Here is a 26,545-nt window from a genome sequence, read left to right on the forward strand (position 1 = left end):
GACTTGCATGTGTTAAGCACGCCGCCAGCGTTCGTCCTGAGCCAGGATCAAACTCTCCAAACAATGCTTTTCGAGTCAACCCCGGCTGAAAGCACCCAACCCCGCTACAGGGCTGGTGCATCAACCAAAGGAATCCATCCCCGCACGGATCATGTCGCCATGCCGTGCGTTAGGACGGGTTTGTGCTTCATGCACTGGCTTTTAGCACACTGTTGAGTTCTCAAGAAACGGACGCGTTCACCGTCCCTCCGAACCGTTTTACCGGCCGGAATTCCGGGGCGTTTCTTTCGTTCATTTCGTTGTGTCTTTATTCTTTCAGACCCGCTTTTTCGTGTCAAACCGATCCGACCGGATCGCATTTTCTTCGATAAAGCCTGTCTGAGGAATTTCAGACCGCCCCGTCTCCGGAGCAACCCTTCAAACTTACCAGCACCTGAGTGGCTCTGCGAATCGACGCGAACCGATCATTGGAACCGTTGGTTTGAGGGGGTTGTCAGCGGACACAGAACAAGCCACACCGGATCACCGGAGTGAGTGGAGTGGTTTGCGCCGAACCTTGCCGACGCCAGAACATTAGCAGTCCCCGCAGACCGCTCGGGACGTAACGACGAACCCCGTGGCTTGGTCCGGGACGTCTGGCACGGAAAACATAGACTCGACGGGGTGAGCAGCCAGACACCGCCTACGGCGAAGAAGGTTCCCAGCGAGCGCGTGCACCACGGGGACACCGTGGTCGACGACTACGCGTGGCTGACGGTCAAGGACGACCCCGAGACGATCGCCTACCTCGAAGCGGAGAACGCCTACACCCGGCAGGCGACCGCCCATCTCGAAGGGCTCCAGGAAACGATCTTCCAGGAGATCAAGGGCCGGACGCTGGAGACGGACCTGTCCGTCCCCACCAGGAAGAAGGGCTGGTGGTACTACTCCAGGACGGAGGAGGGCAAGCAGTACGGCATCCAGTGCCGGGTCGCCGCGGACGGCGACGCTCCTCCCGAGCTGAAGGCGGGCGAGGCGCTGCCCGGTGAGCAGGTCCTGCTCGACGGCAACGAGCTGGCCGGCGACAGCGACTTCTTCTCCCTCGGCGCCAGTTCGGTCAGTCCCGACGGGACCCTGCTGGCCTATTCGGTCAACTTCACCGGCGACGAGCGGTTCACCCTGCGGGTGAAGGACCTCACCACGGGCGAACTCCTCGACGACGAGGTCAGCGGCATCTTCTACGGCGGTGCCTGGTCCGCGGACGGCAGGGCCTTCTTCTACACGACCGTCGACGACGCCTGGCGGCCCAACCAGATCCACCGGCACATGATCGGCACCTCGACCGAGGAGGACGTGCTCGTCCACCAGGAGGACGACGAGCGGTTCTGGATCGGCGTCGGCCTGACCCGCAGCGAGCGCTACCTCGTGCTCTCGGCGGGCAGCAAGATCACCAGTGAGGTCCACATCCTGGAGGCCGACAACCCGACCGGTGAGTTCCGGCTCGTCAGAGCCAGGGAGACCGGTGTCGAGTACGGCCTCGACCACGCGGGGGACCACTTCCTGATCCTGCACAACCAGAACGCGGAGAACTTCGAGCTGGCCACCGCGCCGATCGACTCCCCCGCTGACTGGACCCCGTTGATCGAGCACCGCGCCGACACCCGGCTGCTGAACGTCGAGGCCTTCCAGGGATACACGGTCGTGCACCTGCGCCGTGACGGGCTGACCGGCATCCGCGTCCTGCCCGAGGGGGCGGAGCCGTACGAGATCTCCTTCCCTGAGCCGATCTACGACGTGGCGCCCTCAGGGAATCCGGAGTTCGTCACCGAGCGGTTGCGGCTCGGCTACACCAGCATGATCACTCCGCCCTCGGTCTACGACTACGACCTGCGGGCGCGTGAGCTGATCCTGCTGAAGCGCAAGACCGTGCTCGGTGGGTACGACCCGGCCGACTACGAGCAGTTCCGTGAGTGGGCGACCGCCGAGGACGGCACCCGCGTCCCCATCTCGATCGTGGCCAGGAAGGGCGTCGAGCGGCCCGCTCCGACCGTGCTGTACGGCTACGGCAGCTACGAGATCTCGATCGACCCGTCGTTCTCCGTTGCCAGGCTCAGCCTGCTGGACAGGGGGTTCGTCTTCGCCGTCGCGCACATCAGGGGCGGCGGTGAGATGGGCCGTCACTGGTACGAGGACGGCAAGTTCCAGCGGAAGAAGAACACCTTCACCGACTTCGTCGCCGCCGCCAAGCACCTCGCCGCGGAGAACTGGTCGAGTGCGATCATCGCCAGGGGCGGTTCCGCCGGCGGACTGCTCATGGGTGCGATCGCCAACCTGTCGCCGGAGACGTTCGCGGGTGTGGTGGCCGAGGTGCCGTTCGTGGACGCGTTGAACACGATCCTCGACCCGTCGTTGCCGCTGACCATCATCGAGTGGGACGAGTGGGGAGACCCGCTGCACAACGCCGAGGTGTACGAGTACATGAAGTCGTACACCCCGTACGAGAACGTGAGCGGCCAGATCTATCCTCCGATCCTCGCGATCACCAGCCTCAACGACACCCGCGTCTACTACCACGAGCCCGCCAAGTGGGTCGCGCGGCTCCGCGAGGTGGGCAGGGGCGGTCCCTTCCTGCTGAAGACGGAGATGGAGGCCGGGCACGGCGGTCGCAGCGGCAGGTACGACTCCTGGCGGGAGGAGGCCTTCGTCCTGGCCTGGATCCTCGACACCGCCAAGGTCGAGGGCACCGCCAGGGTCGAGCGATGACCTACGTGGCCGACGCGGATCGGTACGACGGGCGGCAGCCGTACAACAGGGTGGGCAGGAGCGGGTTGAGGCTGCCCGCGGTGTCGCTGGGGCTCTGGCACAACTTCGGCGACGACAAGTCGTTCGGGACCCAGCGGGCCATCCTGCGGCGGGCGTTCGACCTGGGGGTGACCCACTTCGACCTGGCCAACAACTACGGCCCACCGTACGGCGCCGCGGAGACCAACTTCGGCAGGCATCTCAGGGAGGACTTCTCTGGATACCGGGACGAGATGGTCATCTCCACCAAGGCCGGGTACGACATGTGGCCCGGCCCCTACGGCGAGTGGGGGTCGCGGAAGTATCTGCTGTCCAGCCTGGACAGGTCGTTGGAGCGGATGGGACTCGACTACGTCGACATCTTCTACAGCCACAGGTTCGACCCGGAGACTCCTCTTGAGGAGACGATGGGCGCGCTCGACCAGGCGGTCAGGTCCGGCAGGGCGTTGTACGCCGGCATCTCGTCCTACTCCCCCGAGCAGACCGAGCGGGCGGCGCGGATCCTGCGGGAGATGGGCACCCCGCTGCTGATCCACCAGCCGTCGTACTCGATGCTCAACCGGTGGATCGAGGACGGGCTGCTCGACGTCCTTGAGCAGGAGGGGGTCGGCTGCATCGCGTTCTCCCCGCTGGCTCAGGGCATGTTGACCGACCGCTATCTCGGCGGTGTCCCCGAGGGGTCGCGTGCCTCGCAGCGGCGTTTCCTCACCCCGGAGATGCTGACCGAGGAGACCATGCGACGTGTCCGCACGTTGCACGAGATCGCGGCCTCGCGCGGTCAGTCCCTGGCGCAGATGGCCCTGGCGTGGGCGCTGCGCGACCGGCGTGTCACCTCGGTGCTGGTCGGCGCGAGCAGCGTCAGGCAGCTTGAGGACAACGTGCGGGCGGTGGAGAACCTGTCGTTCACCGAGCAGGAGCTCGCGGCGATCGACGGGCACGCGGTCGAGTCGGGGGTCAACCGCTGGGCCCGTTCCAGCGAGACCTGAGAGGTCACAGGGCCTCGTGTCGCTGCAGGTAGGTGAACGAGGCCCACCCGGGAAGCACGGGCAGCCAGAACGTCAGCAGCCTGAACAGCAGCACGGCCGAGGTCGCGACCTCGCCGGGCAGGCCGGAGAGGGTCAGGCCGACGGACAGGGAGGCCTCGACGGCGCCGAGCCCTCCGGGGGTCGGCGCCGCCGAGCCGATGGCGTTGCCCGCGAGGAAGACGATGGCCACGGCCGCGAAGTCGAGTGACCCGCCGAAGGCCCGCACCGAGGCGTCGAGACAGGCCACGAAGAAGATCGTCAGTAGCAGGGTGCCCGAGCAGCCTTCGATGATCTTCCGGGGGGACTGGAGCACGTCCAGCAGGCGGGGGATGACCCCGGAGAACAGGGCGCGCAGCCGTACGGTGATCAGCCTGCGCAGGCGGGGGACGCTCACGATGAACAGGACCGCGACCGCGATGGCGAGCAGGACGAACACCAGCGTGCGCGACGGGGTGAACGACGTGGCGGCGCTCGACCCGGTGATGTAGGCGAACAGCAGCAGCAGTGTGATGTGCGAGGCCAGACCGATGAGCTGGGAGGCTCCGACGCTGGCGACGGCCTGGCCCGGGGGGATGCCGCGCTTTTGCAGGTAGCGGGTGTTGATGGCGACGCCGCTCACCGCCGCCGGGGCGACCAGCTTCACGAAGGAGCCCGCGAACTGCACCAGCACCGTACGGCCGAGCGGCAGCCGTTCCGGCACGAAGCCCCGCAGCATCAGCGCGGCGGCGACGTAGCTCATCATCGCCGCGACGAAGGCGACCCCGGTCCAGCCCCACTTGGCGGAGGTGATCATGTTGAGGTTGATCTGCGTCAGGTAGTAGACCAGGAAGTAGGCGGCGAAGGCGCTGGCGATGATCGTGATGAGGGTTCTGGGGCGGAAGCGCTCCAGGCGGACCTCGTCGGCCTCGACCTGGGGTTCGAGGGCGACGATCCGTTCGCGGATCGCGGTCAGCAGCTCCTTGTTCTTGGTGAGCGCGGCCCTGGTCTCGCGGGTGAGCGCGATGCGTTGCAGCAGCGGCAGGGCGCCGGCCAGCACGTCGGGGCCCGCGACGGCCGCGCCCGCGGCGACGGCGCGGTCGGCTCCGACGCGGAGGCTGAGGTAGGTGAGCAGCTGGGCGATGTCGAGGCGGAGCAGGAGGTCTCCGGCGGCGATCTCGCCGCTGCGGGCGTCCATGAGGACGACCCTGCCCTCGTTGTCGACGTGGATGCTGTCGCCGGTCAGCCGTCGGTGGGCCAGCCGCTGGACCTGCAGGAGCAGGACCTGCTCCCAGATCTGGGCGAGCAGGTTGTCGTCGATCTCCTCGTCGGGGACGTCGTCGAGCGGCCGGGTCTCGATGTGCTCGTAGGCGAGCAGCGCGGCCTCGGTGCCGATCTCGCTGGTGCCGACGAGCCTGGGGATGCTGGCGCCCGCGGCCTGGGCGGCGTAGGCCATCAGGGCCTCGCGTTCCAGCTCGGCGCGCAGGGAGCGGATGGCCCTGCGGCGGGTCTCGGTGTTGAGCCGGATGCGGCGCCAGATGCGGTAGAGCACCCCGGCGACCTGGCGGTCACGGTCGAGGACGGTGACGTCGAGGCGGGTGCCGTCCTTGAGGCCGACGGCGTAGCGCCTGCTGCTCTGGTGGTCGTCGTCGAGGCGGTGCGCCCTGACGGGGGCGAAGCCGAGTTTGGCGAGGGTGGCCACGATCGTGCTGCCGGGCGGCCTGGTGTTGGGGCTGCCGATGCCGTACAGGGTGGCGTAGCCGACGGCGAGGCCGACCAGGATGGAGACGACGATGCCGAGGATGGTGGCCGCGGTCGCGGCGAACAGCGCGACGGCGTTGAGCGCGACGGCGCTCCACAGGGCCGCCCGCCAGGTGGGTCTTCGGGAGATGCGCACCGCGGTGACGTAGGCGATGACCGAGGTGAGCAGCGTGTTGAGCGGCTCGACTCCCTGCCTGCCCCCGGTCAGCAGGAGCCACAGGTCTTCCGGGCCCGCGCCGACGATCCACTCGCCGAGGGCGAAGGACAGGACCATGCCCGCGATGGCGGCGAAGAGCCCCTCGGCGACGCGCAGGCCGTCGCGGTGCAGGACGCGTTCGATGGCGTAGGCGGTCGGCACGCCCAGCATGGTGGCGCCGCTGAGCACGCCGACGAGGCCGCTGAGGAGGAAGGGTGCCCGGTTCGTCCCGTCGATGACGTCGCCTTCGAGGCCGTTGAGGGTCTTCTTCGCGACGAGGGCGAGCAGGACCACGGCCACGAGCCCCAGCAGGGTCGCCAGGAAGCGCAGCAGATCGGATGGTCTGCGGATGCGCTGCGGCAGGAGCGGTTCGACGACGAGCACGCCGGAATCGCGCTCCGTCTCGGGCTCTGTGCCTTCGACGGGCGCCGCTTCTTCGTGCTCTCTGATTTCCGTCACCGCCAGCGATTCTGCACGTTCCGCATTACAGGTGCGTCACCGATCTTCTCTTCCAGTGTCCACAATCGAAGGCATGCGTATCTCATTGGCCTCGGACAGTCTTGACGGGGTGGCTCCCATCCTGGTGTCGGAGATAGAGGCGAGAGGACACACGGTGATCGCGCACGGCGCCGTCGCCGAAGGCCCCTCGGACTGGGCGTGGTGTTGCTCACAGGCCGCGCGGGACGTCGTCTCCGGGGTGGCCGACCAGGCGATCGTGTGCTGCTGGACCGGCACGGGGGCGTCGATCGCGGCCAACAAGGTGCGCGGGGTGCGAGCCGCCCTGTGCGTGGACGCGGCTACGGCCGAGGGGGCCAGACGCTGGAACGACGCCAACGTGCTGGCGTTGAGTCTCAGGCTGACCTCGGCGCCGTTACTGGGGGAGATCCTGGATGCCTGGTTCGCCGGGAGCGTCAGCCCGGAGGAGACCGATGTGGCGAACATCGCGTACCTATCCGAGATTGAGAATTGACCTGCTGGAATGCGGCGATGACGGCCGGGCCGGCACCGGCCTGAAAAGCTGATCATCATGCGTCGCAGCCCCGTTTTTCCTTCGCACCCGACCCTAGCCACTTCTGGCGACCGCGTGGCGCCATGGAAGGGCGCGAAGCGGATGGTCGTGGTGCGACGTGTCACGGCGCACGGCCGGGTGCCGTTACCCGGGTGACGTCGTGACCGCCGGGTGACGCCGGGGACCACCCCGCCCGTCGATCTGACGAAGATTGTCAAATTTGGTTAATCCGGTTACCGGAGATCTTTTTTGTTCGCCGCGATCACGGGGATTCCCCGCTCCACTTCCGTCAACTCTCGTCAGAGGAGTTTCGCATGCGCGTACGCGCGTACCAGGGCCTGCTGGCCGCGATCACCACAGCCTCGGCCGTGACCCTGCCCGGCACCCAGGCGACCGCCGTGACCTCACCGGCTCCCGAGGTCACCGTCGCGTCCGTCGCGTCCGTCGGTTCGCCGCCCGTGGACGTGCTCTCCGTGAAGCGGCACCTGGAGGCGTTCCAGCGGATCGCCGCGGCCAACGGCGGCACCCGGGCCGCGGGAACCCGCGGATACGACGAGTCGGCCGACTACGTGGCGGGCAGGCTGCGGGCCGCGGGGTACAGGGTGACCGAGCAGGAGTTCGAGTTCCCGTTCTTCCGTGTCATCGGCACGCCCAAGCTCGCCCGGGTCTCCCCCGGGGCGAGGTCCTACGCGCCGCAGACCGACTTCGTCCCCATGGCGTACTCCGGCTCGGGGAACGTCACGGCCGCCGTGCAGCCCGTCGATCTGGTGCTGCCGCCGAGTGCGGCACCCGGTTCGACCTCCGGGTGCGAGGCCGCCGACTTCGCGGGGTTCGTCCGGGGCAACATCGCGTTGGTGCAGCGTGGCACGTGCGGCTTCCGGGTCAAGGCCGAGCTGGCGGAGGCCGCGGGCGCCTCCGGCGTGATCATCTTCAACGAGGGTCAGGCCGGGGAGGGGGCCGCCGACCGGCGGGGGCCGCTGAACGGTTCGCTCGGCGACACGACCACGCGCGTCCCCGTCGTGGGCACCACCTTCGCCGTCGGCCAGGAGCTGGCCACGCCGGGGTCCCGGGCCACGCTCTCCGTCACCGCCGAGGGCGACCCGCACAGGAAGACCCGCAACGTGATAGCCGAGAGCCCCTGGGGCGACTCCCGCAGGGTCGTCATGCTGGGCAGCCACCTGGACAGCGTGCCGGCGGGACCCGGCGTCAACGACAACGGCTCGGGCAGCGCGGCCGTACTGGAGACGGCCCTGCGGGCGGGCGGCACGCCGACCAGGAACAGGCTCAGGTTCGCCTTCTGGGGGGCGGAGGAGCTGGGGCTGCTCGGCTCCCAGCACTACGTGGCCGCGCTCTCCCCCGGGGAGAGGGCCAGGATCAGGCTGTACCTCAACTTCGACATGATCGCCTCGCCGAACTTCGTCTACGGCATCTACGACGGCGACGACTCCGACCACACGGGCGCCGGGGCCGGTCCCGCCGGATCGGGCGAGATCGAGAAGCTGTTCGAGACGTACTACGCCTCGGTCGGCCAGCCGTGCAAGGGGACCGACTTCACCGGGCGGTCCGACTACGGGCCCTTCATCGCGGTCGGCATCCCGGCGGGCGGGTTGTTCACCGGCGCCGAGGGGATCAAGACCGCCGAGGAGGCCGCCACGTTCGGCGGCGAGGCGGGGGTCGCCTACGACCGGTGCTACCACCAGGCCTGCGACACCCTGGCCAACATCGACGACAGGGCGCTGGCGGTGAACAGCGGTGCCATCGCGACGGCCGCGGCCGTCTACGCACGCAGCCAGATCCTGCCGGGCGGCACCGCCTCAGCGGCGCCGAGCAGGATGAACGTGGCCCCCGCGTGGCGGGACACGGTGTCGCGGTGACGGGCTGACCTCAAGGGGGGTACGGCCGGCGAGCCGTACCCCCCTGGCTAGAGTCTGGGCATGGCAGTGGGTGAGCGGGGGGAGCTGCGTGTCCTGGGGGCCTGTCCGCTGGACTGCCCGGACACCTGTTCGTGGGTGGTGACCGTCAGGGACGGCAAGGCGGTCGGGATGCGCGGCAACCCGGAGCAGCCCTACACGCGCGGCGCGCTCTGTGTGAAGGTCAACCACTATCTCGAACACGCCGGGGCCTCCGACCGCATCCTTTACCCCATGCGCCGGGTCGGCCCCAAGGGTTCGGGCCGTTTCGAGCGGATCAGCTGGGACGAGGCTCTCGACGAGATCTCCGTACGGCTGCGCGCGATCGTGGACGAGCACGGCGGCGAGGCGATCTGGCCCTACCTCGGCACCGGGACGCTCGGCCACATCCAGGGCTGTGAGGGGGTCGCGGGCCGCCGGTTCTGGAACGTCCTGGGCGCCTCCCGGCACTTCCTGAACATCTGCTCGACCGCGGGCAACGCCGGCCTGCGGCTGACCAACGGCACCCCGGGCGGGATGGACCCCGAGACGTTCGCCCTGTCGCGGCTCATCCTGCTGTGGGGCACGAACACCCTCACCAGCGGCCACCATCTGTGGCGGTTCGTCCAGGAGGCGAGGACGGCCGGGGCGTACGTCGTGGCGATCGACCCGATCCGCACCAGGACCGCCGAGCAGGCCGACCTCCACCTGCCGATCAGGCCGGGCACGGACGCCGCCCTGGCGCTCGGGCTGCTGAACGTGGTGTTGTCCGAGGGCGCGCAGGACGACGCCTTCCTGGCCGAGCACACCAACGGCTGGGAGGACTTCCGGGCGGAGATCCTGCGTCACCCGCCCGCCCTCGTCGCGGAGATCACCGGCCTGCCCGAGGCCGACATCCGCTCCCTCGGCGTACGGCTCGCGCACACCCGGCCGACCGGCATCAGGGCCACGATGGGCGTCCAGCGGCACGCGGGCGGCGGTACGGCGATGCGGACGATCGCGGCCATCCCGGCGGTGACGGGCGACTGGCGCCATCCCGGCGGCGGGGTCGCCTACTCGACCAGCGGCCACATCCACCTGAACATCGACACCCGTGACGACCTGCTGGCGGCGCCGGTCAGGCGGCTCACGATGACCAGGCTGGCCGACGGGCTCGACGAGTCGGTCAGGTGCCTGTGGGTCTACGCCGCCAACCCGGTCGGCTCGACCCCCGACCAGAACCGTGTCCGCGAGAGGCTGGCGCGTGAGGACCTGTTCACCGTCGTGATGGAGCAGTTCCCCACCGACACCGTCGACTACGCCGACATCGTGCTTCCGGCGACGATGCAGATCGAGCACACCGACCTGCACGCGGGATACGGACACATGTATCTCGTGTGGAACGAGCCCGCGGTCGAGCCGCCGGGTGAGTGCCTGTCGACGACGGAGACGTTCCGCCGCCTGGCCGGGCACATGGGGCTCACCGAGCCGTCGCTGTACGACTCCGACCTCGAACTGGCCGAGCAACTGCTCGCCTCCGGGCATCCCTCCCTCGACGGGATCACGGTCGACCGGCTGCGCGAGGAGGGCTGGGTCAGGCTCAACGTGCCCCGGCCGTTCGTCCCGTTCGCCGACGGCTTCCCCACGGCCTCGGGGAGGCTGGAGTTCGGTTCCGGTCCCGCCTACGTGCCGCCGCGTACGGCCTCGGCCGCGGGCGGTCCCTATCCGCTGGCCCTGGTCACACCCGCGCCGCACACCTTCCTGAACACCACCTTCGGCAACAACCCCGAGCTGCTGCGCCGTTCGAAGGGGCCCCGGGTGGTGGTCAACCCCGAGGACGCCGCGTCCAGGGGGCTGCGCGACGGGCAGCGGGCCCGGGTGTTCAACGCGGTCGGCGGCTTCGAGGCCGTGGTCGAGATCAGCGACCGGGTACGGCCCGGCGTCGTGGCCTCGACGAAGGGGCACTGGCGCAAGCTGAGCCCGGGGGGTTCGACGGTCAACGCGGTGGTCGAGGAGTACGACGCCGACCTGGGCAGGGGGGCCGTCTATCACGACAATCTGGTCGAGGTGATGCCCGTTATGTCTGAGACGACATAGGTAAAGCTACGGTGCCGCATTAGGGGTGCCCCGTGAGATCCTTCCGCGGTGACCTCAACTCTCGGATACGCGATCCTCACAGCGCTGGCCCGCCGACCGAGGTCCGGATACGAGCTGGCCACCGCCATGGGACATCCGCTGGGATGTTTCTGGACGGCCCGGCACAGCCAGATCCATCCTGAGCTGCAACGGCTGGTCGCGGCGGAACTGGTCACCTTCGAGCAGGTCCCGGGCCCCGGCCCGCAGCGCAAGAAGATCTACTCCATCACCCGGCTGGGGACGAGGGAGCTGCGCGAGTGGGTCATCGAGCCCCCGCAGTCCCGTCCCGAGCGTGACGAACTGCTGTTGAAGTCCTACGCCGCCTGGCTCGCCGACCCGGCCGAACTGATCAAGCTCTTCCAGATCCAGCTTGAGGAGCACGAACGGCGGCTGGCGACCTACGAGGACGAGCGCTCGGCCTTCTCCAGCGCGCCCGGCCGCGAGAGCCGCCGCTTCGGCGACTACGCCACCCTGTGGTACGGCATCAGCTACGAGAACCACCGCATCGCCTGGTGCCGCTGGATGATCGACCAGCTCCGCGCGCGTTCCGCGCGCACGTCACGCCTCCGCAAGACCCCGGCCCCGGCGGCTGTTTCGGTTGTCCCCGCTCCGCCGCCGGTGCCCTCGTTCGACGTGAGCCCGCGCTTCGGTGCGATCCCGCGCTTCGACATGGGCGCGGAGTTCGGGGTCGGCGCGCAGTTCGACGTGGGCGCGCAGTTCGGGGTGAGCCCGTGACCCGGTGGGGGTCCCGCCTCTCAGCTCAGCGCGAGCTTGTATCCCTCGTGTGAGGCGACGAAGCCGAGGGAGTCGTAGAAGCGGTGCGCGTCCTTGCGCGCCTTGTTCGTGGTGAGCTGGACCAGGGCGCACCCCCTGGCCCGGCCCCGCTCGACGGCCCAGCGCAGCATCTGCCCGCCCAGTCCTCTGCCGCGCAGGCCGGAGGCGATCCTGACGGCCTCGATCTGCATCCTGAGCGCTCCCCCACGGGAGATCCCCGGGATGTAGGTGAGCTGCATGGTGCCGACGACCTCGCCGTCCAGTTCGGCGACGATCAGCTCGTTGCCCGGGTCGGCGTCGATGGCCTCGAAGGCCGCCCGGTGGGCCTCGCCGTACTCCCCCTGTTGGGCGCCGGAGGTCGAGTCGTCGGCCAGCAGGGCCAGAACCGTCGGGACGTCCTCAAGGGTCGCGACGCGAAAGGTCAGATAAGGGTTCACCGGCATGCCGTGAGCCTACCGAGGCCCGGTCCTCAGGGGCCGGGCCTCGGCAGGCGTCAACACGGACATGCGGGCCTCGACGTGAGCGGCGTTCGAGTCGACGGCCCGACGTGGGCCAAGTGGCCGAGCGGGCTCTCAGCAGCCGGCCGAGCCGACGTACGTGACCGGCCAGTTGACCGTCGTCTTCGAGACCTGGCCGATGGCCACGCAGGGGCCGGTGATCAGGATGTTGCCGGTGTAGTGCTGGGCGCGCACGACCACCAGGTGCCGGCCCGTGCCGGAGGTGCAGAGGCTGGACGCCCAGTTCGATCCCTGCTGCACGGTGCAGCCGGAGGGGGCGGCCATGGCCGAGGTGGGGGTGAGGGCCAGAACGCCCAGGCAGAGGGCGGCAGAACTGGCGAGGGTCACCGCGCGACGACGAAAGCTCACGACGAATCTCCTAGAAGGTGGGGGGCTAGGAAGCTTTCCTTTAGGAAAGTTTCCTAATTGAATCCTAAATCGGGACTTAGGGGCAGTCAACAAACGTTCAACATTCGCCGCGACGCCCCGCCCGGCGGGTAGGGGACGGATCAGGGTTGCTCCCCGATGCGAAGAAGGGGGCTGGCGGGGCAGTCTTGGGAACATGAACGACGAACTCACTCGACGTGACGAGATGTCCCTCGCCGGCGCGGCCCTGCGGGGAGCCCCCTGGAGGGCGGCGGCGGTGACCGGAGGCGCGACGGCGGCTGTCAGCTTCGGCCTGGGGGTGATCCTGCCGGGGGCCGCGGACCTCACCTGGGCACTCTGCCTGGGGATCACGCTGTTCACCCTGGTCGCGGCGATCGGATCGGTCGGCAGGCCGGGCTCGGGTGACCGGGTGACGCGGCAGGCCAGGCTGTGGGCGCTGCGCAGGCCGTGGCGGTTCTCGCTCTACCCCGCGCTCGGCGCGGCGGCGCTCATGTATCCGGTGCAGCTCATCGTGGACGACCAGGGCGTGTTCGGCGCCGCGTTCGACGCGCTGCAGGGCGGCGTCGTGGTGTATCTGATCACCGCGTTCCTGGCCCTGACGCTCAGGGGACGCGGCGAGCGCCCCTCGCTGCCCCACGGGCACTGACCGGACGGCTCGGCGGAACGTCCCGGGACCGGTGGAAGGCCCCGGGAGGCCCCGCTCGTCACAGGGATCTCACGACTGCTTCTCGTAGTCGGCGCGGCAGACGCAGAACTCGTTGCCCTCGGGGTCCAGCATGGTCACCCAGCCGGTGCCGTCGGGGTTGCGCCGGTCGTCGTGGACCGTGGCGCCGAGCCCGGCCAGCCTCTCGACCTCCTGGTCGCGGGTGGTGCCGTCGGAGCCCGTGACGTCGAGGTGGACGCGGTTCTTGACCGACTTGCCCTCGGGAACCCTGATGAACAGCAGGTTCGGCTCCCCGCAGACGAGGACCTCGTCGCCGTCGGGTTCCGTCTCCGGGTGGATCTCCCAGCCGGTCGCCTGGCTCCAGAAGGCCGCCAGCTCGTGCGGCCGGGCACAGTCGAATGTCACATAGTGCACGTTAATCATGCCCTCAGCCAATCGCGACACCATCTATCGCGTCAAACCGGTTTCCCTAGGGGCGGTCAGTGGCCGCCCCCCGCGAGGTTGAGCCCGATGACGCCCGCGAGGATGAGGACGATGGAGATGATCTTCAGGGCCGAGGCGTCCTCGCCCAGGAGGACGATGCCCAGGGCGGCGGTGCCCACGGCGCCGATGCCGGTCCAGACGGCGTAGGCCGTACCGACCTCCAGGTTCTTGAGGGCCAGTGAGAGCAGACCGAAGCTGAGCACCCCGAAGACGACGACTCCGACGCTCGGCAGCAGCGAGGAGAACCCGTTGCTCAGCTTGAGCGAGTAGGCCATCGCGATCTCGAACAGACCGGCGACGACAATGAGGATCCAAGCCATGACGACTCCCTGAAGCGTCGTCTTTTCGGACCGGGTACGGCGCGTCTCGTCCGGGAGCGTCTCGACTGAGAGCTCTATCCGGGCAACGCCTCCGATGTCGGCCCGATTCCCGTGTCCCACCACAGGGTGAACCACCGCTCGCGGGGAAGCGGCCACATGTCGAGCCGGATCGCCGCCGCGACGACCTCGTCCGCCCGCCCCGGGTCGAGGCAGAGTCTTCTGCAGGCGCTCTCCGCCAGGCCCTCCGGTGTCGCGAAGCGGGACAGCGGGGCCAGGCGCGCCTCGTGCCGCACCCGGTGACCGAGCGCCTCGGCGACCGCGATCACGTCGTGGACCGTGGGCCGGTCCGGGCGGACGATCCCGTGGAAGTGGGCCCACAGGGGGTTGAGCCAGGTCATCGGGTGGCGTTCGGTGAGTTCGACGACGACCCTGAGGCGGGCGTGACCGGACAGTTCGGTGAGGAAGGCGGCCAGGTCGGGCACGTTGTAGACGACGTGGGCGCAGACCGCCACGTCGGCGACCGGGGTCACCGGCGCGACGTCGGGCCAGCGGCCGGTGACGATCCTGAGCGGCACCCCGAGCGCGGCGGCCCGTGACTCCAGTTCGGCGAGCATGCCGGGCGAGGTGTCGACCGCGACCAGCTCTCCCATCCGCCCGGCCAGCGGGAGACCGGCCGCCCCGGTGCCCGCGCCGACGTCGAGCAGGACGCCCCCGGGCGGCAGCGCCTCGGCGACCCGGTCCAGGGTCGGTCCCTGCGGTTCGGCGAGCGCCCGCTCCGTCCGCTCGGCGAACCGCGCGGGCGAGTGCCCCCAGGGGTCGGTCCGCGCCTTCGCCGCGATCTCGTCGGGGATCGCCCACAGCGCGAGGTCCGCACGCCACCGCTCGTCCATGGCAGGAGCCTAACCCGGGGGTGACGACCGTCCCTGTCAAGGCCGCGTGTCGGCCCGGGGGCGCGGCCTCGTCCGAGCGGGCCGGTACAGCTCCCTTTCCTTGAGGAATGTGACAAACGCCCTTACCGGCACAGTTTTTGGGGGGTTACTGGCGGGTAGCATCAGGGGTAAGGTTACTGATGAGTAGAGAAAAAGCCCGGTCCCCCGGTTTCAAGGAGCAGATCCCATGGGCCACTACAAGAGCAACCTCCGTGATCTGGAGTTCAATCTCTTCGAGGTGTTCGGCCGCGGGGACATCCTGGGTACCGGCCTCTACGCGGACATGGACGAGGACGTCGTGCGCAGCGTCCTCGACGAGGTCAACCGCCTGGCGACGGGGGTTCTGGCCGACTCCTTCGAGGAGGGCGACCGCACGCCGCCCGTCCTGGACCCGGAGACCGGCGCGGTGACGATGCCGGAGGGCTTCAAGCGGTCCTTCGCCGCCTACCGCGAGGGCGGCTGGACCAACATCGGCCTGCCCGCCGAACTGGGTGGCCCCGGCCTGCCGCCCAGCGTCAACTGGGCGCTCGCCGAGATGATCCTCGGCGCGAACCCGGCCGTCTGGATGTACGCCAGCGGACCCGCCTTCGCCTACGTGATGCACCTCATCGGCACCGAGGACCAGAAGCGCTTCGCCGAACTGGCCATCGAGCGGACCTGGGGCGCGACCATGGTCCTCACCGAGCCCGACGCGGGCTCCGACGTGGGCGCGGGCCGTACGAAGGCGATCAGGCAGCCCGACGGCACCTGGCACATCGAGGGCGTCAAGCGCTTCATCACCAGCGCCGAGCACGACCTGGCCGACAACATCTTCCACCTCGTGCTTGCCCGCCCCGAGGGGCACGGCGTCGGCACCAAGGGCCTGTCGATGTTCCTGGTCCCGAAGTACCACGTGGACCTGGAGACCGGGGAGCTGGGCGAGCGCAACGGCGTCTACGTCACCAACGTCGAGAAGAAGATGGGCCTGAAGGTCTCCACGACCTGCGAGCTCACCTTCGGCGAGCGGCACCCGGCCGTCGGGACGCTGATCGGCGACGTGCACGAGGGCATCAAGCAGATGTTCATGATCATCGAGCACGCCCGGATGATGGTGGGGACCAAGGCCATCGCCACCCTGTCGACCGGTTACCTGAACGCCCTCGAATACGCCAGGGCCAGGGTGCAGGGCGCCGACCTCACCCAGATGACCGACAAGGCCGCCCCGCGCGTGACCATCGTCCACCACCCCGACGTGCGCCGCGAGCTCATGCTCCAGAAGTCGTACGCCGAGGGCATGCGGGCGCTGGTGATGCTGACGGCCACCTACCAGGACGCGGTGCAGGCCGCCCGCTTCGAGGGCCGTGAGGACCGGCACGCCGAGGCGATGAACGACCTGCTGCTGCCGCTGGTCAAGGGGGTCGGGTCCGAGCGGTCCTACGAGCTGCTCTCCCGCTCGCTGCAGACCCTGGGCGGCTCCGGCTACCTGCAGGACTACCCGTTCGAGCAGTACATCAGGGACGCCAAGATCGACTCCCTCTACGAGGGCACGACCGCGATCCAGGGCATGGACCTGTTCTTCCGCAAGGTCCTGCGCAACCAGGGGGCCGCGCTCGGCGCGCTGTACGGCGACATCAAGGCCTTCGCCGCCTCCCAGGCGGGCAACGGCCGCCTCAAGGAGGAGCGCGGGCTGCTCGACGAGGCCGCCGACGAGGTCAAGGCCATGGCCGACACGATGGCCGGCTGGGCGATCACCTCGCTGGAGACCCCCGAGGAGGTCTACAAGGTCGGTCTCAACAGCACCCGGTTCCTGCTCTCCCTGGGTGACCTGGTGATCGGCTGGCTGCTGCTGCGCCAGGCCGAGGTGGCGCTGGCCGCGCTCGGCTCCCCCGGCAGGGACCAGGCGTTCTACGAGGGCAAGGTGGCCGCGGCGTCGTTCTTCGCCAAGACCGTCCTGCCCCGGCTGGCCGCCGAGCGCCGCGTGCTGACCGAAACCGACCAGAGCCTGATGGAGCTGTCCGAAGAGGCGTTCTGACCACCCGGCCGTGGAGGGTCGTCCCGTTTCCGGGACGGCCCTCTTCCGTGTGTGCGATCATCCCGGAACCGAGTTATTCTCATTGTGAGATTATCTTGACCCGGGAAGGGCGTGTCGTGGACGAGAAGGAATCGGCGTTCCTGGCGGAGTACGACCCCAGGGACTATCCTCCGGTCGCCGTGACGGTGGACGTGGTCGCGCTGACCATCCGCGCGGGTGTGCTGCACGTGCTGCTGGTCGAGCGGGGCCGCCCTCCCCAGCAGGGACGCTGGGCACTGCCGGGAGGGTTCATCAGGCCGGGCGAGGACCTGCCCGAGGCGGCCAGGCGGGAACTGGCCGAGGAGACCGGGCTCGCCCCCCGCGTCCACATCGAACAGCTGGCCAGCTACGGAAGCCCGGACCGGGACCCGAGGATGCGGGTCGTCTCGATCTCCTACCTCGCCTTCGCCCCCGATCTTCCCGACCCCAGGGCGGGCTCCGACGCGGCCTCCGCCGCCTGGCACCCGGTCTCGCGCCCGCCGGAGCTGGCCTTCGACCACGCGCGCGTCCTCGCCGACGGCCTCGAACGGGCGCGGGCCAAGCTGGAGTACACGCCGCTGGCCACGACGTTCACCGGGGAGACGTTCACGATCTCCGAGCTGCGCGGCGTCTACGAGACGGTGTGGGGCGTCCCGCTGCACGCGGGCAACTTCCACCGCAAGGTCCTCTCCGTGCCCGGGTTCGTCGAGGCCACCGGGCACAGCACGGTGAGCGGCGGCTCCCGGGGCGGGCCACGCGCCAAGCTCTACCGCGCCGGGGACGCCCGCCTGCTGCACCCCGCCCTGCTGCGGCCCGCCGAGCAGGAGGGCACCCGATGACCACCCCGGCCGAGGCGATCGCGCTGGTCTCCGCCGCCCGCGTCCCCGGGGACCTGTTCGGCGGGCCGACACCACGGCGGACGTACCGGAGACTGGCCCGGCTGCTGCACCCCGACCTGACGCCGGGTGCCGAGGCCGCCGGGGCGTTCGCCAGGCTGGCGAGCCTGTGGGCCGAGCACACCGGACACACCCCCACGGACGACCTGGCCGGAACGGTGGTCGGAACCCGCCACGTCGGGCGGCTGCTCCACGAGGGCGCGACCGCCCTGCTGTACGACTGCGCTCCCGACGCCCTGCTCAAGATCCCTCGCGGTCCGGCGGACAACGACCTCATGCGGCGCGAGGCGCAGGCGCTCAGGACGATCGAACGGGAGGGCGATCCGACGCTGCTGCCGTACGTGCCCCGGCTGGTCGACTCCCTCCGGCACGGCTCCGGCGACACGCGGCGGCGGGCGAACGTGATCAGCCGGGTCCCCGACGGGTTCGTGAGCCTGGCGGAGATCGCGCGGCGGCGGCCGGTACTCGACCCGAGGGACGCGGCGTGGATCTGGCGGCGGCTGCTGGTCGCGATCGGGGCGGCGCACCGCGCCGGGGTGGTGCACGGCGCGGTGTTCGGCCACCACGTCCTGGTCCACCCGATCGACCACGGTCTGGTGCTCGTCGACTGGAGCCAGTCGGTCCCGCTCGGCAGCCCGTTGACGGCCCTGGTCGCCAGGCACCGTGACGACTACCCGCCGGAGGTCCTCACCGGGGCGCCCGCGACCGAGACCCTGGACATCAGGCTCGCCACCCGCTGCGTCGCCGCCCTCATGGGAGACCGGGTGCCCGGTGCGATCGGCCGTTTCGTGCGGGGCAGCCTGGTCGCGCCGCCCCGGGACGCCTGGCGGCTGCTGGGTGAGCTCGACGAGTTGCTCGACGATCTCTACGGCCCCAGGACCTACCGTCCACTGAACCTCTGAGATCCCTCAGACCGAGGCGAACAGTTCGACGGTCCTGGCCCGTTCGCGCTCGTCGCCGAGCGGGTTCACCAGCAGCTCCGTCGTCCCGGCGCAGGAACCGGGGATTGGCGACCTTCCGACCGTCCGACAACACCGCGAAATGGGACAGACCCAGATCTATCCCGACCTCCGACTCCGTTTCCGGGAGCGGTTCATCGGCCACCTCAACGACGAACGAGGCGAAATACCGATCAGCGGCGTCCTTGATGACCGTGACGCTGGATGGTTCGGCGGGCAGGTCCCGCGACCATCGAACCGCCACATCCCCGATCTTCGGCAAACGCAGCCTCCCACCAGCAGTGATGGCGAAGCGAGCGTTACGGGTGAAACGAATCGACTGCCGACTGTCCTTACGTGACCGGAACCGGGGCCGAGCCGCCTTCGGCCCCTTGCGCGCGCCCGTCAGGGAGGCGAAAAAGACGCGAAAGGCGGTGTTCAAATCCGCCAACGCCTGCTGCAACACCACTGCCGACACCTCGCCCAGCCATGCGCGCTCCGGAGTTCTCTTGGCCTGCGTGATGACCCGCTTGGACAGCTCGGTGTCGGAGACGTACGGCAAGCCCTGCTCGTGGGCTTGCCGTCGCGTACACAGTCCATCGTTGAACACTGTCCGCGCGCATCCGAACGCCCGAGCCAGCGCACGGCACTGGCCAGGGGTGGGGTAGAGGCGAACGTTGTAACGGAGCCGCACACGAACAAGCGTGCCATCCATCCTTGATCACTCGCATAGATATTCGAGAAATGGAGAAAAGACATGGCGACCGGACAACACCGCCTCCGTCCTGGGCAACATCACCGTCGCCGAATGGAACGCACGCCGTACGGCGCCCCCACCCTCTTCCGATAACAAGATCCTCCACTTGCGGGAAGGCCTGACCCCTCTTGACGTGAGGGCCGAGGCGCTACAGACAAACACTGCGGCGGGTTGACGCGGCCCATCGTTATTCTCATAATGAGATTAACTCAACCTGAGAACAACCAAGGGGACCCACATGGGAAGCGGAATCTGGTCGACCGACGTCTACTCCGCCGCCGCGAGCTACCGCGCCGCCAAGGGCACCAGCGCCTTCGCCTACAGCGACAGCGGCGCGCGCGCCACGCACGAGGACCTCGACCCGTACGGCGTCGCCGCCCGTGAGAGCCGTGACTCCGACGAGCACCCCGACAGCCTCGCCATCGCCGTCCTGTTCGACGTGACCGGCTCGATGGGCGGGGTCCCCCGTACGCTCCAGACCAAGCTGCCCGACCTGCTGGGCCTGCTGATGCGCAAGGGCTACGCCACCGACCCGCAGATCCTCTTCGGCGCGATCGGCGACGCGACCTGCGACCGCGCCCCCCTCCAGATCGGCCAGTTCGAGTCCGACAACCGGATGGACGAGGACCTCGGCAAGATCCTGCTCGAAGGCGGGGGCGGCGGCCAGAAGACCGAGTCCTACGAGCTGGCGATGTACTTCATGGCCAGGCACACCTCGATCGACTGCTTCGAGAGGCGCGGGCGCAAGGGCTACCTGTTCATCATCGGCGACGAACTGCCCTACCCGAAGGTCAGCCGCCGTCAGGTCCGCCAGGTGATCGGCGACTCCCCGCTGCGGGACATCACGACGAAGGACATCGTCGCCGAGCTGACCAGGGCCTACCACGTCTACTACATCCTGCCCGCCGGGGCGAGCTACGCCGGGGACGGCCAGGTGCTGGCCGCCTGGCGCGACCTGCTCGGTCAGAACGTCCTCGAACTGGACGACCTGGACGCGGTCTGCGAGACCATCGCGCTCACCGTCGGCCTCGGCGAGGACGCCATCGACCTGGACGAGGGGCTGGACGACCTCGACGAGATGGGCTCGGAGGCCGGCCAGGCCGTGGGCAGGGCGCTGGCCCGTCTCGACCGGCGGACGCTCGCGGTGCCCGAGGAGCCGGGCGCCAGCGGCGTGATCCGGCTGTGAGGGGTACGGGCGTGCGCGAACACGTGATCGTCGCCGACCTCGGGTACGGCGACGCGGGCAAGGGGACCGTCGTGGACTGGCTCTGCTCACAGGAGCCGGTGCGGGCGGTCGTCCGCTTCAACGGTGGCGGGCAGGCGGCGCACAACGTCGTCCTGCCCGACGGGCGGCACCACACCTTCGCCCAGTTCGGGGCGGGGACGTTCCGGGGCGTGCCGACCCACCTTTCACGCTTCACGATCGTGGACCCGCTCGCCCTGGCCTCCGAGGCGGCGAACCTGGCCCGCCTCGGGGTGCCCGACCCGTTCGGGCTGCTCACCGTGGACCGGGACGCCCTGCTCGCGACGCCGTACCACGTGGCGGCCGGGCGGGCCAGGGAGCTGGCGCGCGGCGAGGACCGGCACGGGTCGTGCGGGATGGGCGTCGGGGAGACCGTCTCCTACGCCCTGGCGCATCCGGGCCTCGCGCCGACCGTGGGTGACTGCGCCGCCCCGGTACGGCTGGCCCGCAAGCTGCGCGCGCTGCGCCGGGAGGTCGAGGAGACCTGGTGGGTGGCCGGGCCGGTGGCGACGGAGCTTCCCCCGGTCGAGGACTGCGTCGCGGCCTACCGGGCGTTCGCCGAGCGGGTGACCCTCACCGGCCCCGCGCGGCTCGCGGCCCTGCTGCGCGAGGGGCCGGTCGTCTTCGAGGGGGCCCAGGGCGTGCTGCTCGACGAGTGGCACGGCTTCCACCCGTACACGACCTGGAGCACGACGACCTTCGCGAACGCCCTCGAACTGCTCGGCGGGGCGGGTGCCGTACGGCTCGGGGTGCTGCGTTCCCACACGCCCAGGCACGGTCCCGGGCCCCTGGTCACCGAGGACCGGACGCTGCGGGTGCCCGAGCGGCACAACGGGACGGGGCCGTGGCAGGGGCCGTTCAGGGTCGGGCACTTCGACGCGGTCGCGCACCGCTACGCGCTGGCGGTCACCGGCGGGGCGGACGCGCTCGCGCTCACCCACCTGGACGTGCCGGTCTCGCGGATGTGCGTCTCCTACGACATCGGCGAGCCACCCGTGGGTACGGCGGGCGACCTCGACGGGCAGGCGAGGCTGACGGAACGGCTGCTGCGGGCCCGTCCCCACTACGTGGACGGTGTCGACGACTGGCCGGGGGCGGTCGAGGAGGCCCTCGGAGTGCCGGTGTGGCTCGGCTCCTGGGGCCCGACCTCGGCCGACAAACGCGCGTGGGTCAGATCGTGAACTGTACGGCGGCGCGGGAGGCCACGATGGGCTTGATGTGCTTGGCGATCACCGCCTGGTGCTCGGGGTGGTCCCGGTAGACCAGGAAGTCGTCGGCGTTGTCGAAGTCCGCGACGATGGCGAACTCGTGGTTGCCGGGGTTCACACCCGCGTCGGCCCCCAGCGTGTAGGCGCGGATCTCCGGGATGATCTCCGTCAGCCTGCGAAGCTCGGTCTTGACCGTCGCCTTCTGCTCCTCGGTCGTCCCCTCGGCCCAGGTGAACAGCACGACATGACGGAACATGATCTCCCCTTCGGTCGGATGCCCAGTAAGCGTACGGCCGCCCTTTACGCGGGACGAGCGCGGGGCGTCCCGCGGTATTCGGCGCGGCGACTCCCCCTCGCCCGAAATGCTCCGATATATGCCATTTATTTATTATTTATACAGATCTGTGCGCCTTTGCCAAACTATAAGTGCTTTGCGGTGTCGTGGTAGGTGCGTCTCCTGCGATGTTTGGGGTGTTCGAGCCCAGGAAGGCGAAATCGTCTTCCCGTGAAACCGGAGGATCGCATGGGATCGAAGACTGCTGCCTCGCTCTTCGCGAGCACCATGGGCGCGGGGCTCCTCGCCGGAGTCCTCATCGCCGGCCCGGCGGAGGCCACGACCACGCCCACAGCGGCGGTCCCGGCCGTCCAGACGTCCGTCTCGGCCGGATTCCTCACCGCGGGCTGCTGCCGGCGGCGCTGCTGCCGGTGCGGCTGCGGGTGGCGGAGTCGCTGTGGCTGGCGCGGCGGCTGCGGCTGGCGCGGCGGCTGGCGGTGGAGCAACTGGGGATGGGACGACGACTGGGGATGGTGACGGCGGTCGCGTTTCGTCCCGTTCCGGCTTAGGGAAACCCATCGGGAAACGCCTCGCGTGAATCGGTGACTTCCCTCGGCCTCGCCGGAATTCGGGAATGAGAGGACCGGTCAGCCCCTGAGTGGACCCGTCCCCATCCGGGGGCGGGTTCGCCATGCCGTACGACCGAACCTGGTCCGCGTCCGCCCCGGAGCGGCACCGAGCACGACCGTGCGGGCCGTCCCGGGAACGAACCGCAGGTCATGGGTGAGCAGGATGGTCGTACGGCCCGCCATGAGACGGCCGAGCGGCTCCATGACCCGGGCGGCGGTCTCCGGGTCCAGGCCGGTCATCGGCTCGTCGAGGACGAGCACCGGGGCGTCACGCAGGATCGCCCTGGCGATGGCCAGGCGCTGGCGCTGGCCACCGGACAGCAGCCTGCCTCGCTGCCCGACCTGGGTGTCGTACCTCGCCGGGAGCCGCTCGACGAACTCGTGCGCCCCGGCCATGACGGCGGCCCTGACGATCTCGTCCATCCCGCAGCCGGGACGGCCGTAGGCGATGTTGTCGCGTACGGTGCCGGAGAAGAGCAGGTTCTCCTGCTGCAGAACGGTCACGGCCTCACGCAGCGCCGTACGAGGAATGTCCCTGATGTCCACGCCGTCGAGCAGGACACGCCCCTCGGCCGGGTCGTGGAAGCGCAGCAGGAGTTTGGCCACGGTCGACTTGCCCGCGCCGCTCGGGCCGACGCACACGACCAGTTCGCCCGGTTCCGCGTGGAAGGTCAGGTGCCGCAGCGTGGGAGTCGACCTGCCCGGATAGGTGAAGCCGACGTCGGCGAAGTCGATCCGTCCCCGTGGCGGCGCGGCGGGCGGTACGGCCCCGGCGGAATCGGTGACCCGGGGCCGGATCCGCAGGATCTCGATCACCCGGTCGGAGCCCGCCGCGGCCTGGGAGACGGTCAGCGCGAGTTGCCCGAGCCCCTGGACCGCCGGGTAGAGGTAGGCGAGGTAGGCCGCGAAGGCGAGCAGCCCGCCGATCGTGAGGCGGCCCGCCATGATCTCCCACGCGCCGACCCCGATGACGACGAGCAGGCAGACGGTCTCGATGATCTGGACGACCGGCCCGTACAGCGCGGAGAGCCTGGCCTGGGTCACGTTGGCCCTCATCCAGGCGCGCCCCTGGGTGTGCAGCCGCCGCGCCTCGGTGCCCTGCCGGTTGAAGGCCTGCACCAGCGCCTGGTTGGCCAGGCCCTCCTCGATGACGCCGTTCATGACGCCGTTGCTGAGCCGCTCACGCGCGGCGGCCGTCCTGAGGCGCGAGGCGAAGAGCTTGGAGACGACCAGGAACGCCGGGACCATCGCGAACGTCACCAGCGCCAGGTCCCAGCGGGTCAGCAGGGCGGCCCCGGCGAAGAAGAACACGCTGACGGTCGTCGTGAGAATCCTGACCACACCGGAGCCGACCAGTTCCTCGATGGCCTCGACGTCGTCGGTGAGCCTGGCCATCAGGTCGCCGAGCCTGCGCCGGTCGAAGAAGTCGGGGGTCAGGGTCTGCATGTGCGCGAACACCCGGTCCCGCAGGCGCAGCAGGAAGCGCTCGCCGCCGACGGCGGTGGCGTAGGAACCGAGGAAGGAGGCCAGCCCGGCGACGACCATCAGGCCGAGCCAGACGAAGGCGGGCTCCCAGAAGGCGTCCAGGTTCTGTCCCGCGAGGACCTCGTCGGTGATGCGGCCGAAAAGCCGGATCGCCCCGATCTCACAGAGGGCCGCCACGATCGCCAGCAGCACCCCGGCCACGAACAGCCTGCGGACCCCCCGGGTGTGCGGCCAGAACCGCCCGAAGGCCTCCCTGATGGAGACGAAAGGGGCCGGTGGGGGGTCGTCCGGAGGACGTGCGGGGGTGGAAAAGGAGAACCGGCGGGTTACCCGCCGGTTCGTCGCTGAGGGAACTACCACCACCAGCCGCCCCAGCCCCAGCCACCACGGCGCCAGCCCCGGCCACCGCATCCGCAGCGACGGCGTCGGCAGCCGCCCCACGCGAGCGGGGCACCGCCGGCCGGGAAGAGCTTTTCGAGTCTCATTGGCTTTCCCTTCTGGTGGAACCTTTCGCGAATCTCCAAATCACGACACTAGCACCGATATATGCATTAACCACTAAACCCCCGATGAATGGATAACGTTTTAACCGGATATGTCATGACATCCTCGGACGCGCCACCGGCCACCCCAAGGGGAACATCACCGCAGGTCAAAACGGCCCCACGGAGCACGCCGTACGGCAAAGCCCCTTCCCCGAAATCAGGGAGAAGCGGAACACCGGGTTCACAGAAAGGTCATCGACCCGCACGGGAGCCCGGTCGCCGCAGATCGGTCCGCGGGCTTCACGTGTCAATCGAAACGCCCCGGGAAAGGCCACGGAAACGGCGGCGCCGCAAACGCCGGGTAAAAGGGGACGGGCCCGCCCCCGTGAGGGGACGGGCCCGTCGGGCCGGTGCGGGGGCTCAGCCCCAGGCGAGCATGCGCAGCGGGTCCTCCAGCATGGCGCCCACGTCGCGCAGGAAGAGCGAGCCCAGTTCGCCGTCCACGATCCGGTGGTCGAACGACAGCGCGAGCGTGCACACCTTCCTGGGCACGATCTGCCCGTCGACCACCCAGGGCAGGTCCCTGATCTGCCCGAAGGCCAGGATCGCCGACTCGCCCGGGTTGAGGATCGGGGTCCCGGCGTCCACCCCGAACACGCCCACGTTCGTGATCGTGATCGTGCCGCCCGACATGTCGGCGGGCTGGGTACGGCCCGCCCGCGCGGTCTCGACCAGCGCCCCCAGGGCGCGGGCGAGGTCGGGCAGCGACAGCGCGTGGGCGTCCTTGACGTTGGGCACGATCAGGCCGCGCGGGGTCGCCGCGGCGATGCCCAGGTTCACCCGGTGCTTGACCACGATCTCCTGGTTCGCCTCGTCCCAGGAGGAGTTGACCATCGGGTAGCGACGGGCCGCGACCAGCATCGCCTTGGCCACCAGCAGCAGCGGCGAGACCTTGACCTCGGCGAAGTCGTCGAGCAGCCGCAGCCGCCTGACGGCCTCCATCGTCCCGGTCACGTCCACCTGGAGGAACTCGGTGACGTGCGGCGCGGTGAACGCCGAGGACACCATGGCCTGCGCGGTCGCCCTGCGCACTCCCTTGATGGGGATGCGCTCCTCGTCGGGTCCCTGCGCCACGGCCGTCGCGCCACGCCCGGGCGCGGCGACCGCGGCGTGGACGTCCTCCCGGGTGATGCTCCCGTTCGGGCCCGTCCCGGTGAGCGTGCCCAGGTCGACACCGAGGTCCTTGGCGAGCTTGCGCACCGGGGGCTTGGCCAGCACCGCGCCCCGCGCGGCACCGGACCCGGCGGGCGCGGCAGGCCCAGCGGGCGCGGCAGCGGGCTCAGCCTGCCGTACCGGAGCCGCCGGAGCCGGAGCCTCGACGGCCGCCGGAGCGGGAGCCGGGGCGGTGGCCGCCGGAGCGGCGGACTTGCGGGGCCTGCGCTTGGCCGTACCCGGCTTGACGCCGTAGCCGACCAGCACGGGCTGCCGCTCCGGCTTGGGGATCGTGGGGACCATGTCCTCGGCGGGGGTCCCGGCCGGTGTCTCCGGAGGACCCGAGCCGTCGTCGACGGTGATGATCGGCTTGCCGACGTCGACGGTCTGCCCCTCCTCGGCCAGCAGCGCGGCGATCACCCCCTCGTACGGCGAGGGCAGCTCGACGATGGCCTTGGCCGTCTCGATCTCCACGATGATCTGGTTGACCTTGACCGGGTCGCCGGGCTTGACGTGCCAGCGGACGATCTCGGCCTCAAGCAGGCCCTCCCCCACGTCGGGGAGCTTGAACTCCTTCACGTCG

Annotated in this window: 22 protein-coding genes, 1 rRNA gene, 1 pseudogene and 1 riboswitch; of the genes and pseudogenes, 13 read left to right on the forward strand and 11 right to left on the reverse strand. The window is 69.7% G+C overall.

Annotation, left to right across the window (positions count from 1 at the left end):
• Positions 1-63, reverse strand: a 16S ribosomal RNA gene (locus tag ABZ463_RS21015); the annotation flags it as partial.
• 600 nt (positions 64-663) lie between these two features.
• On the opposite strand from ABZ463_RS21015, the gene ABZ463_RS21020 reads away from it, so the two are divergent.
• Both ABZ463_RS21020 and mgrA read left to right on the forward strand, forming a co-directional pair.
• A complete protein-coding gene (locus tag ABZ463_RS21020; RefSeq protein WP_352015211.1) occupies positions 664-2,742 on the forward strand; it encodes a S9 family peptidase in 2,079 nt (692 codons plus the stop codon).
• Positions 2,739-3,767: an L-glyceraldehyde 3-phosphate reductase gene (gene mgrA / locus ABZ463_RS21025; RefSeq protein WP_352015212.1), complete on the forward strand. Its 1,029-nt coding sequence runs from the start codon at positions 2,739-2,741 to the stop codon at positions 3,765-3,767. Before ABZ463_RS21020 ends, mgrA begins: the two co-directional genes overlap by 4 nt.
• A gap of 4 nt (positions 3,768-3,771) precedes the next feature.
• Here mgrA and ABZ463_RS21030 read toward each other — a convergent pair whose 3' ends face one another.
• A complete protein-coding gene (locus ABZ463_RS21030) occupies positions 3,772-6,198 on the reverse strand; it encodes a lysylphosphatidylglycerol synthase transmembrane domain-containing protein (RefSeq protein WP_362778107.1) in 2,427 nt (808 codons plus the stop codon).
• 73 nt (positions 6,199-6,271) lie between these two features.
• Between ABZ463_RS21030 and ABZ463_RS21035 the strand changes: the two genes are divergently transcribed.
• The 4 genes from ABZ463_RS21035 to ABZ463_RS21050 all read left to right on the forward strand — a co-directional run bounded on the left by ABZ463_RS21035 (position 6,272) and on the right by ABZ463_RS21050 (position 11,487).
• Positions 6,272-6,709: an RpiB/LacA/LacB family sugar-phosphate isomerase gene (locus tag ABZ463_RS21035; RefSeq protein WP_362778109.1), complete on the forward strand. Its 438-nt coding sequence runs from the start codon at positions 6,272-6,274 to the stop codon at positions 6,707-6,709.
• 353 nt (positions 6,710-7,062) lie between these two features.
• Positions 7,063-8,622, forward strand: coding sequence for a M28 family peptidase (locus ABZ463_RS21040; protein ID WP_362778112.1), 1,560 nt, complete (start codon positions 7,063-7,065; stop codon positions 8,620-8,622).
• Between the two features lie 60 nt (positions 8,623-8,682).
• A complete protein-coding gene (locus ABZ463_RS21045) occupies positions 8,683-10,713 on the forward strand; it encodes a molybdopterin oxidoreductase family protein (protein WP_362778115.1) in 2,031 nt (676 codons plus the stop codon).
• 48 nt (positions 10,714-10,761) lie between these two features.
• Entirely contained in the window at positions 10,762-11,487 is a 726-nt protein-coding gene (locus ABZ463_RS21050) for a helix-turn-helix transcriptional regulator (RefSeq protein ID WP_352015217.1), read from the forward strand.
• Between the two features lie 20 nt (positions 11,488-11,507).
• Here ABZ463_RS21050 and ABZ463_RS21055 read toward each other — a convergent pair whose 3' ends face one another.
• Positions 11,508-11,969, reverse strand: coding sequence for a GNAT family N-acetyltransferase (locus ABZ463_RS21055; RefSeq protein WP_352015218.1), 462 nt, complete (start codon positions 11,967-11,969; stop codon positions 11,508-11,510).
• Positions 11,970-12,098: 129 nt separating this feature from the next.
• The gene (locus tag ABZ463_RS21060; protein ID WP_352015219.1) at positions 12,099-12,392 is read right to left on the reverse strand and encodes a hypothetical protein; all 294 of its coding nucleotides are present in this window, start codon (positions 12,390-12,392) and stop codon (positions 12,099-12,101) included.
• 193 nt (positions 12,393-12,585) lie between these two features.
• On the opposite strand from ABZ463_RS21060, the gene ABZ463_RS21065 reads away from it, so the two are divergent.
• A complete protein-coding gene (locus ABZ463_RS21065) occupies positions 12,586-13,056 on the forward strand; it encodes a hypothetical protein (RefSeq protein ID WP_352015220.1) in 471 nt (156 codons plus the stop codon).
• A gap of 69 nt (positions 13,057-13,125) precedes the next feature.
• On the opposite strand, the gene ABZ463_RS21070 is transcribed toward ABZ463_RS21065, so the two are convergent.
• From ABZ463_RS21070 to ABZ463_RS21080, 3 genes are all read right to left on the reverse strand, one after another.
• Positions 13,126-13,479 (reverse strand): VOC family protein, encoded by a 354-nt coding sequence (locus tag ABZ463_RS21070; protein ID WP_352015221.1) that lies wholly within the window; start codon positions 13,477-13,479, stop codon positions 13,126-13,128.
• A gap of 74 nt (positions 13,480-13,553) precedes the next feature.
• Positions 13,554-13,877, reverse strand: coding sequence for a multidrug efflux SMR transporter (locus ABZ463_RS21075; RefSeq protein WP_352015222.1), 324 nt, complete (start codon positions 13,875-13,877; stop codon positions 13,554-13,556).
• A gap of 11 nt (positions 13,878-13,888) precedes the next feature.
• Positions 13,889-13,955: riboswitch (guanidine-III (ykkC-III) riboswitch) on the reverse strand.
• Positions 13,952-14,767: a methyltransferase domain-containing protein gene (locus ABZ463_RS21080; RefSeq protein WP_352015223.1), complete on the reverse strand. Its 816-nt coding sequence runs from the start codon at positions 14,765-14,767 to the stop codon at positions 13,952-13,954. (Overlaps the previous riboswitch by 4 nt.)
• 226 nt (positions 14,768-14,993) lie before the next feature.
• Between ABZ463_RS21080 and ABZ463_RS21085 the strand changes: the two genes are divergently transcribed.
• From ABZ463_RS21085 to ABZ463_RS21095, 3 genes and pseudogenes are all read left to right on the forward strand, one after another.
• On the forward strand, positions 14,994-16,817 hold the full coding sequence (locus ABZ463_RS21085) for an acyl-CoA dehydrogenase (RefSeq protein ID WP_352015224.1): 1,824 nt from the start codon (positions 14,994-14,996) through the stop codon (positions 16,815-16,817).
• Between the two features lie 116 nt (positions 16,818-16,933).
• Positions 16,934-17,674 (forward strand): NUDIX domain-containing protein, encoded by a 741-nt coding sequence (locus ABZ463_RS21090; RefSeq protein ID WP_352015225.1) that lies wholly within the window; start codon positions 16,934-16,936, stop codon positions 17,672-17,674.
• Between the two features lie 332 nt (positions 17,675-18,006).
• Positions 18,007-18,327 (forward strand): annotated as a pseudogene (locus ABZ463_RS21095) (lipopolysaccharide kinase InaA family protein); the annotation flags it as partial.
• 154 nt (positions 18,328-18,481) lie between these two features.
• Here ABZ463_RS21095 and ABZ463_RS21100 read toward each other — a convergent pair.
• The gene (locus tag ABZ463_RS21100; protein WP_362778475.1) at positions 18,482-19,363 is read right to left on the reverse strand and encodes a transposase; all 882 of its coding nucleotides are present in this window, start codon (positions 19,361-19,363) and stop codon (positions 18,482-18,484) included.
• Positions 19,364-19,664: 301 nt separating this feature from the next.
• Between ABZ463_RS21100 and ABZ463_RS21105 the strand changes: the two genes are divergently transcribed.
• Together ABZ463_RS21105 and ABZ463_RS21110 are read left to right on the forward strand one after the other, a co-directional pair.
• On the forward strand, positions 19,665-20,612 hold the full coding sequence (locus tag ABZ463_RS21105; protein ID WP_352015229.1) for a hypothetical protein: 948 nt from the start codon (positions 19,665-19,667) through the stop codon (positions 20,610-20,612).
• 11 nt (positions 20,613-20,623) lie between these two features.
• Positions 20,624-21,850 carry an adenylosuccinate synthetase gene (locus ABZ463_RS21110; protein ID WP_362778123.1) on the forward strand — a complete coding sequence of 409 codons (1,227 nt, stop codon included), beginning with the start codon at positions 20,624-20,626 and terminating at the stop codon, positions 21,848-21,850.
• On the opposite strand, the gene ABZ463_RS21115 is transcribed toward ABZ463_RS21110, so the two are convergent.
• Positions 21,840-22,133 (reverse strand): Dabb family protein, encoded by a 294-nt coding sequence (locus ABZ463_RS21115; RefSeq protein ID WP_352015231.1) that lies wholly within the window; start codon positions 22,131-22,133, stop codon positions 21,840-21,842. The genes ABZ463_RS21110 and ABZ463_RS21115 overlap by 11 nt on opposite strands.
• A 267-nt stretch (positions 22,134-22,400) precedes the next feature.
• Between ABZ463_RS21115 and ABZ463_RS21120 the strand changes: the two genes are divergently transcribed.
• On the forward strand, positions 22,401-22,688 hold the full coding sequence (locus ABZ463_RS21120) for a hypothetical protein (protein ID WP_352015232.1): 288 nt from the start codon (positions 22,401-22,403) through the stop codon (positions 22,686-22,688).
• 110 nt (positions 22,689-22,798) lie between these two features.
• On the opposite strand, the gene ABZ463_RS21125 is transcribed toward ABZ463_RS21120, so the two are convergent.
• Positions 22,799-24,706, reverse strand: coding sequence for an ABC transporter ATP-binding protein (locus ABZ463_RS21125; protein WP_362778128.1), 1,908 nt, complete (start codon positions 24,704-24,706; stop codon positions 22,799-22,801).
• Positions 24,707-25,170: 464 nt separating this feature from the next.
• Positions 25,171-26,541: a dihydrolipoamide acetyltransferase family protein gene (locus ABZ463_RS21130; protein WP_352015234.1), complete on the reverse strand. Its 1,371-nt coding sequence runs from the start codon at positions 26,539-26,541 to the stop codon at positions 25,171-25,173.
• Positions 26,542-26,545 lie beyond the last annotated feature (4 nt).

Source organism: Streptosporangium sp. NPDC020145 (assembly GCF_040631275.1).
Taxonomy (GTDB): domain Bacteria; phylum Actinomycetota; class Actinomycetes; order Streptosporangiales; family Streptosporangiaceae; genus Streptosporangium.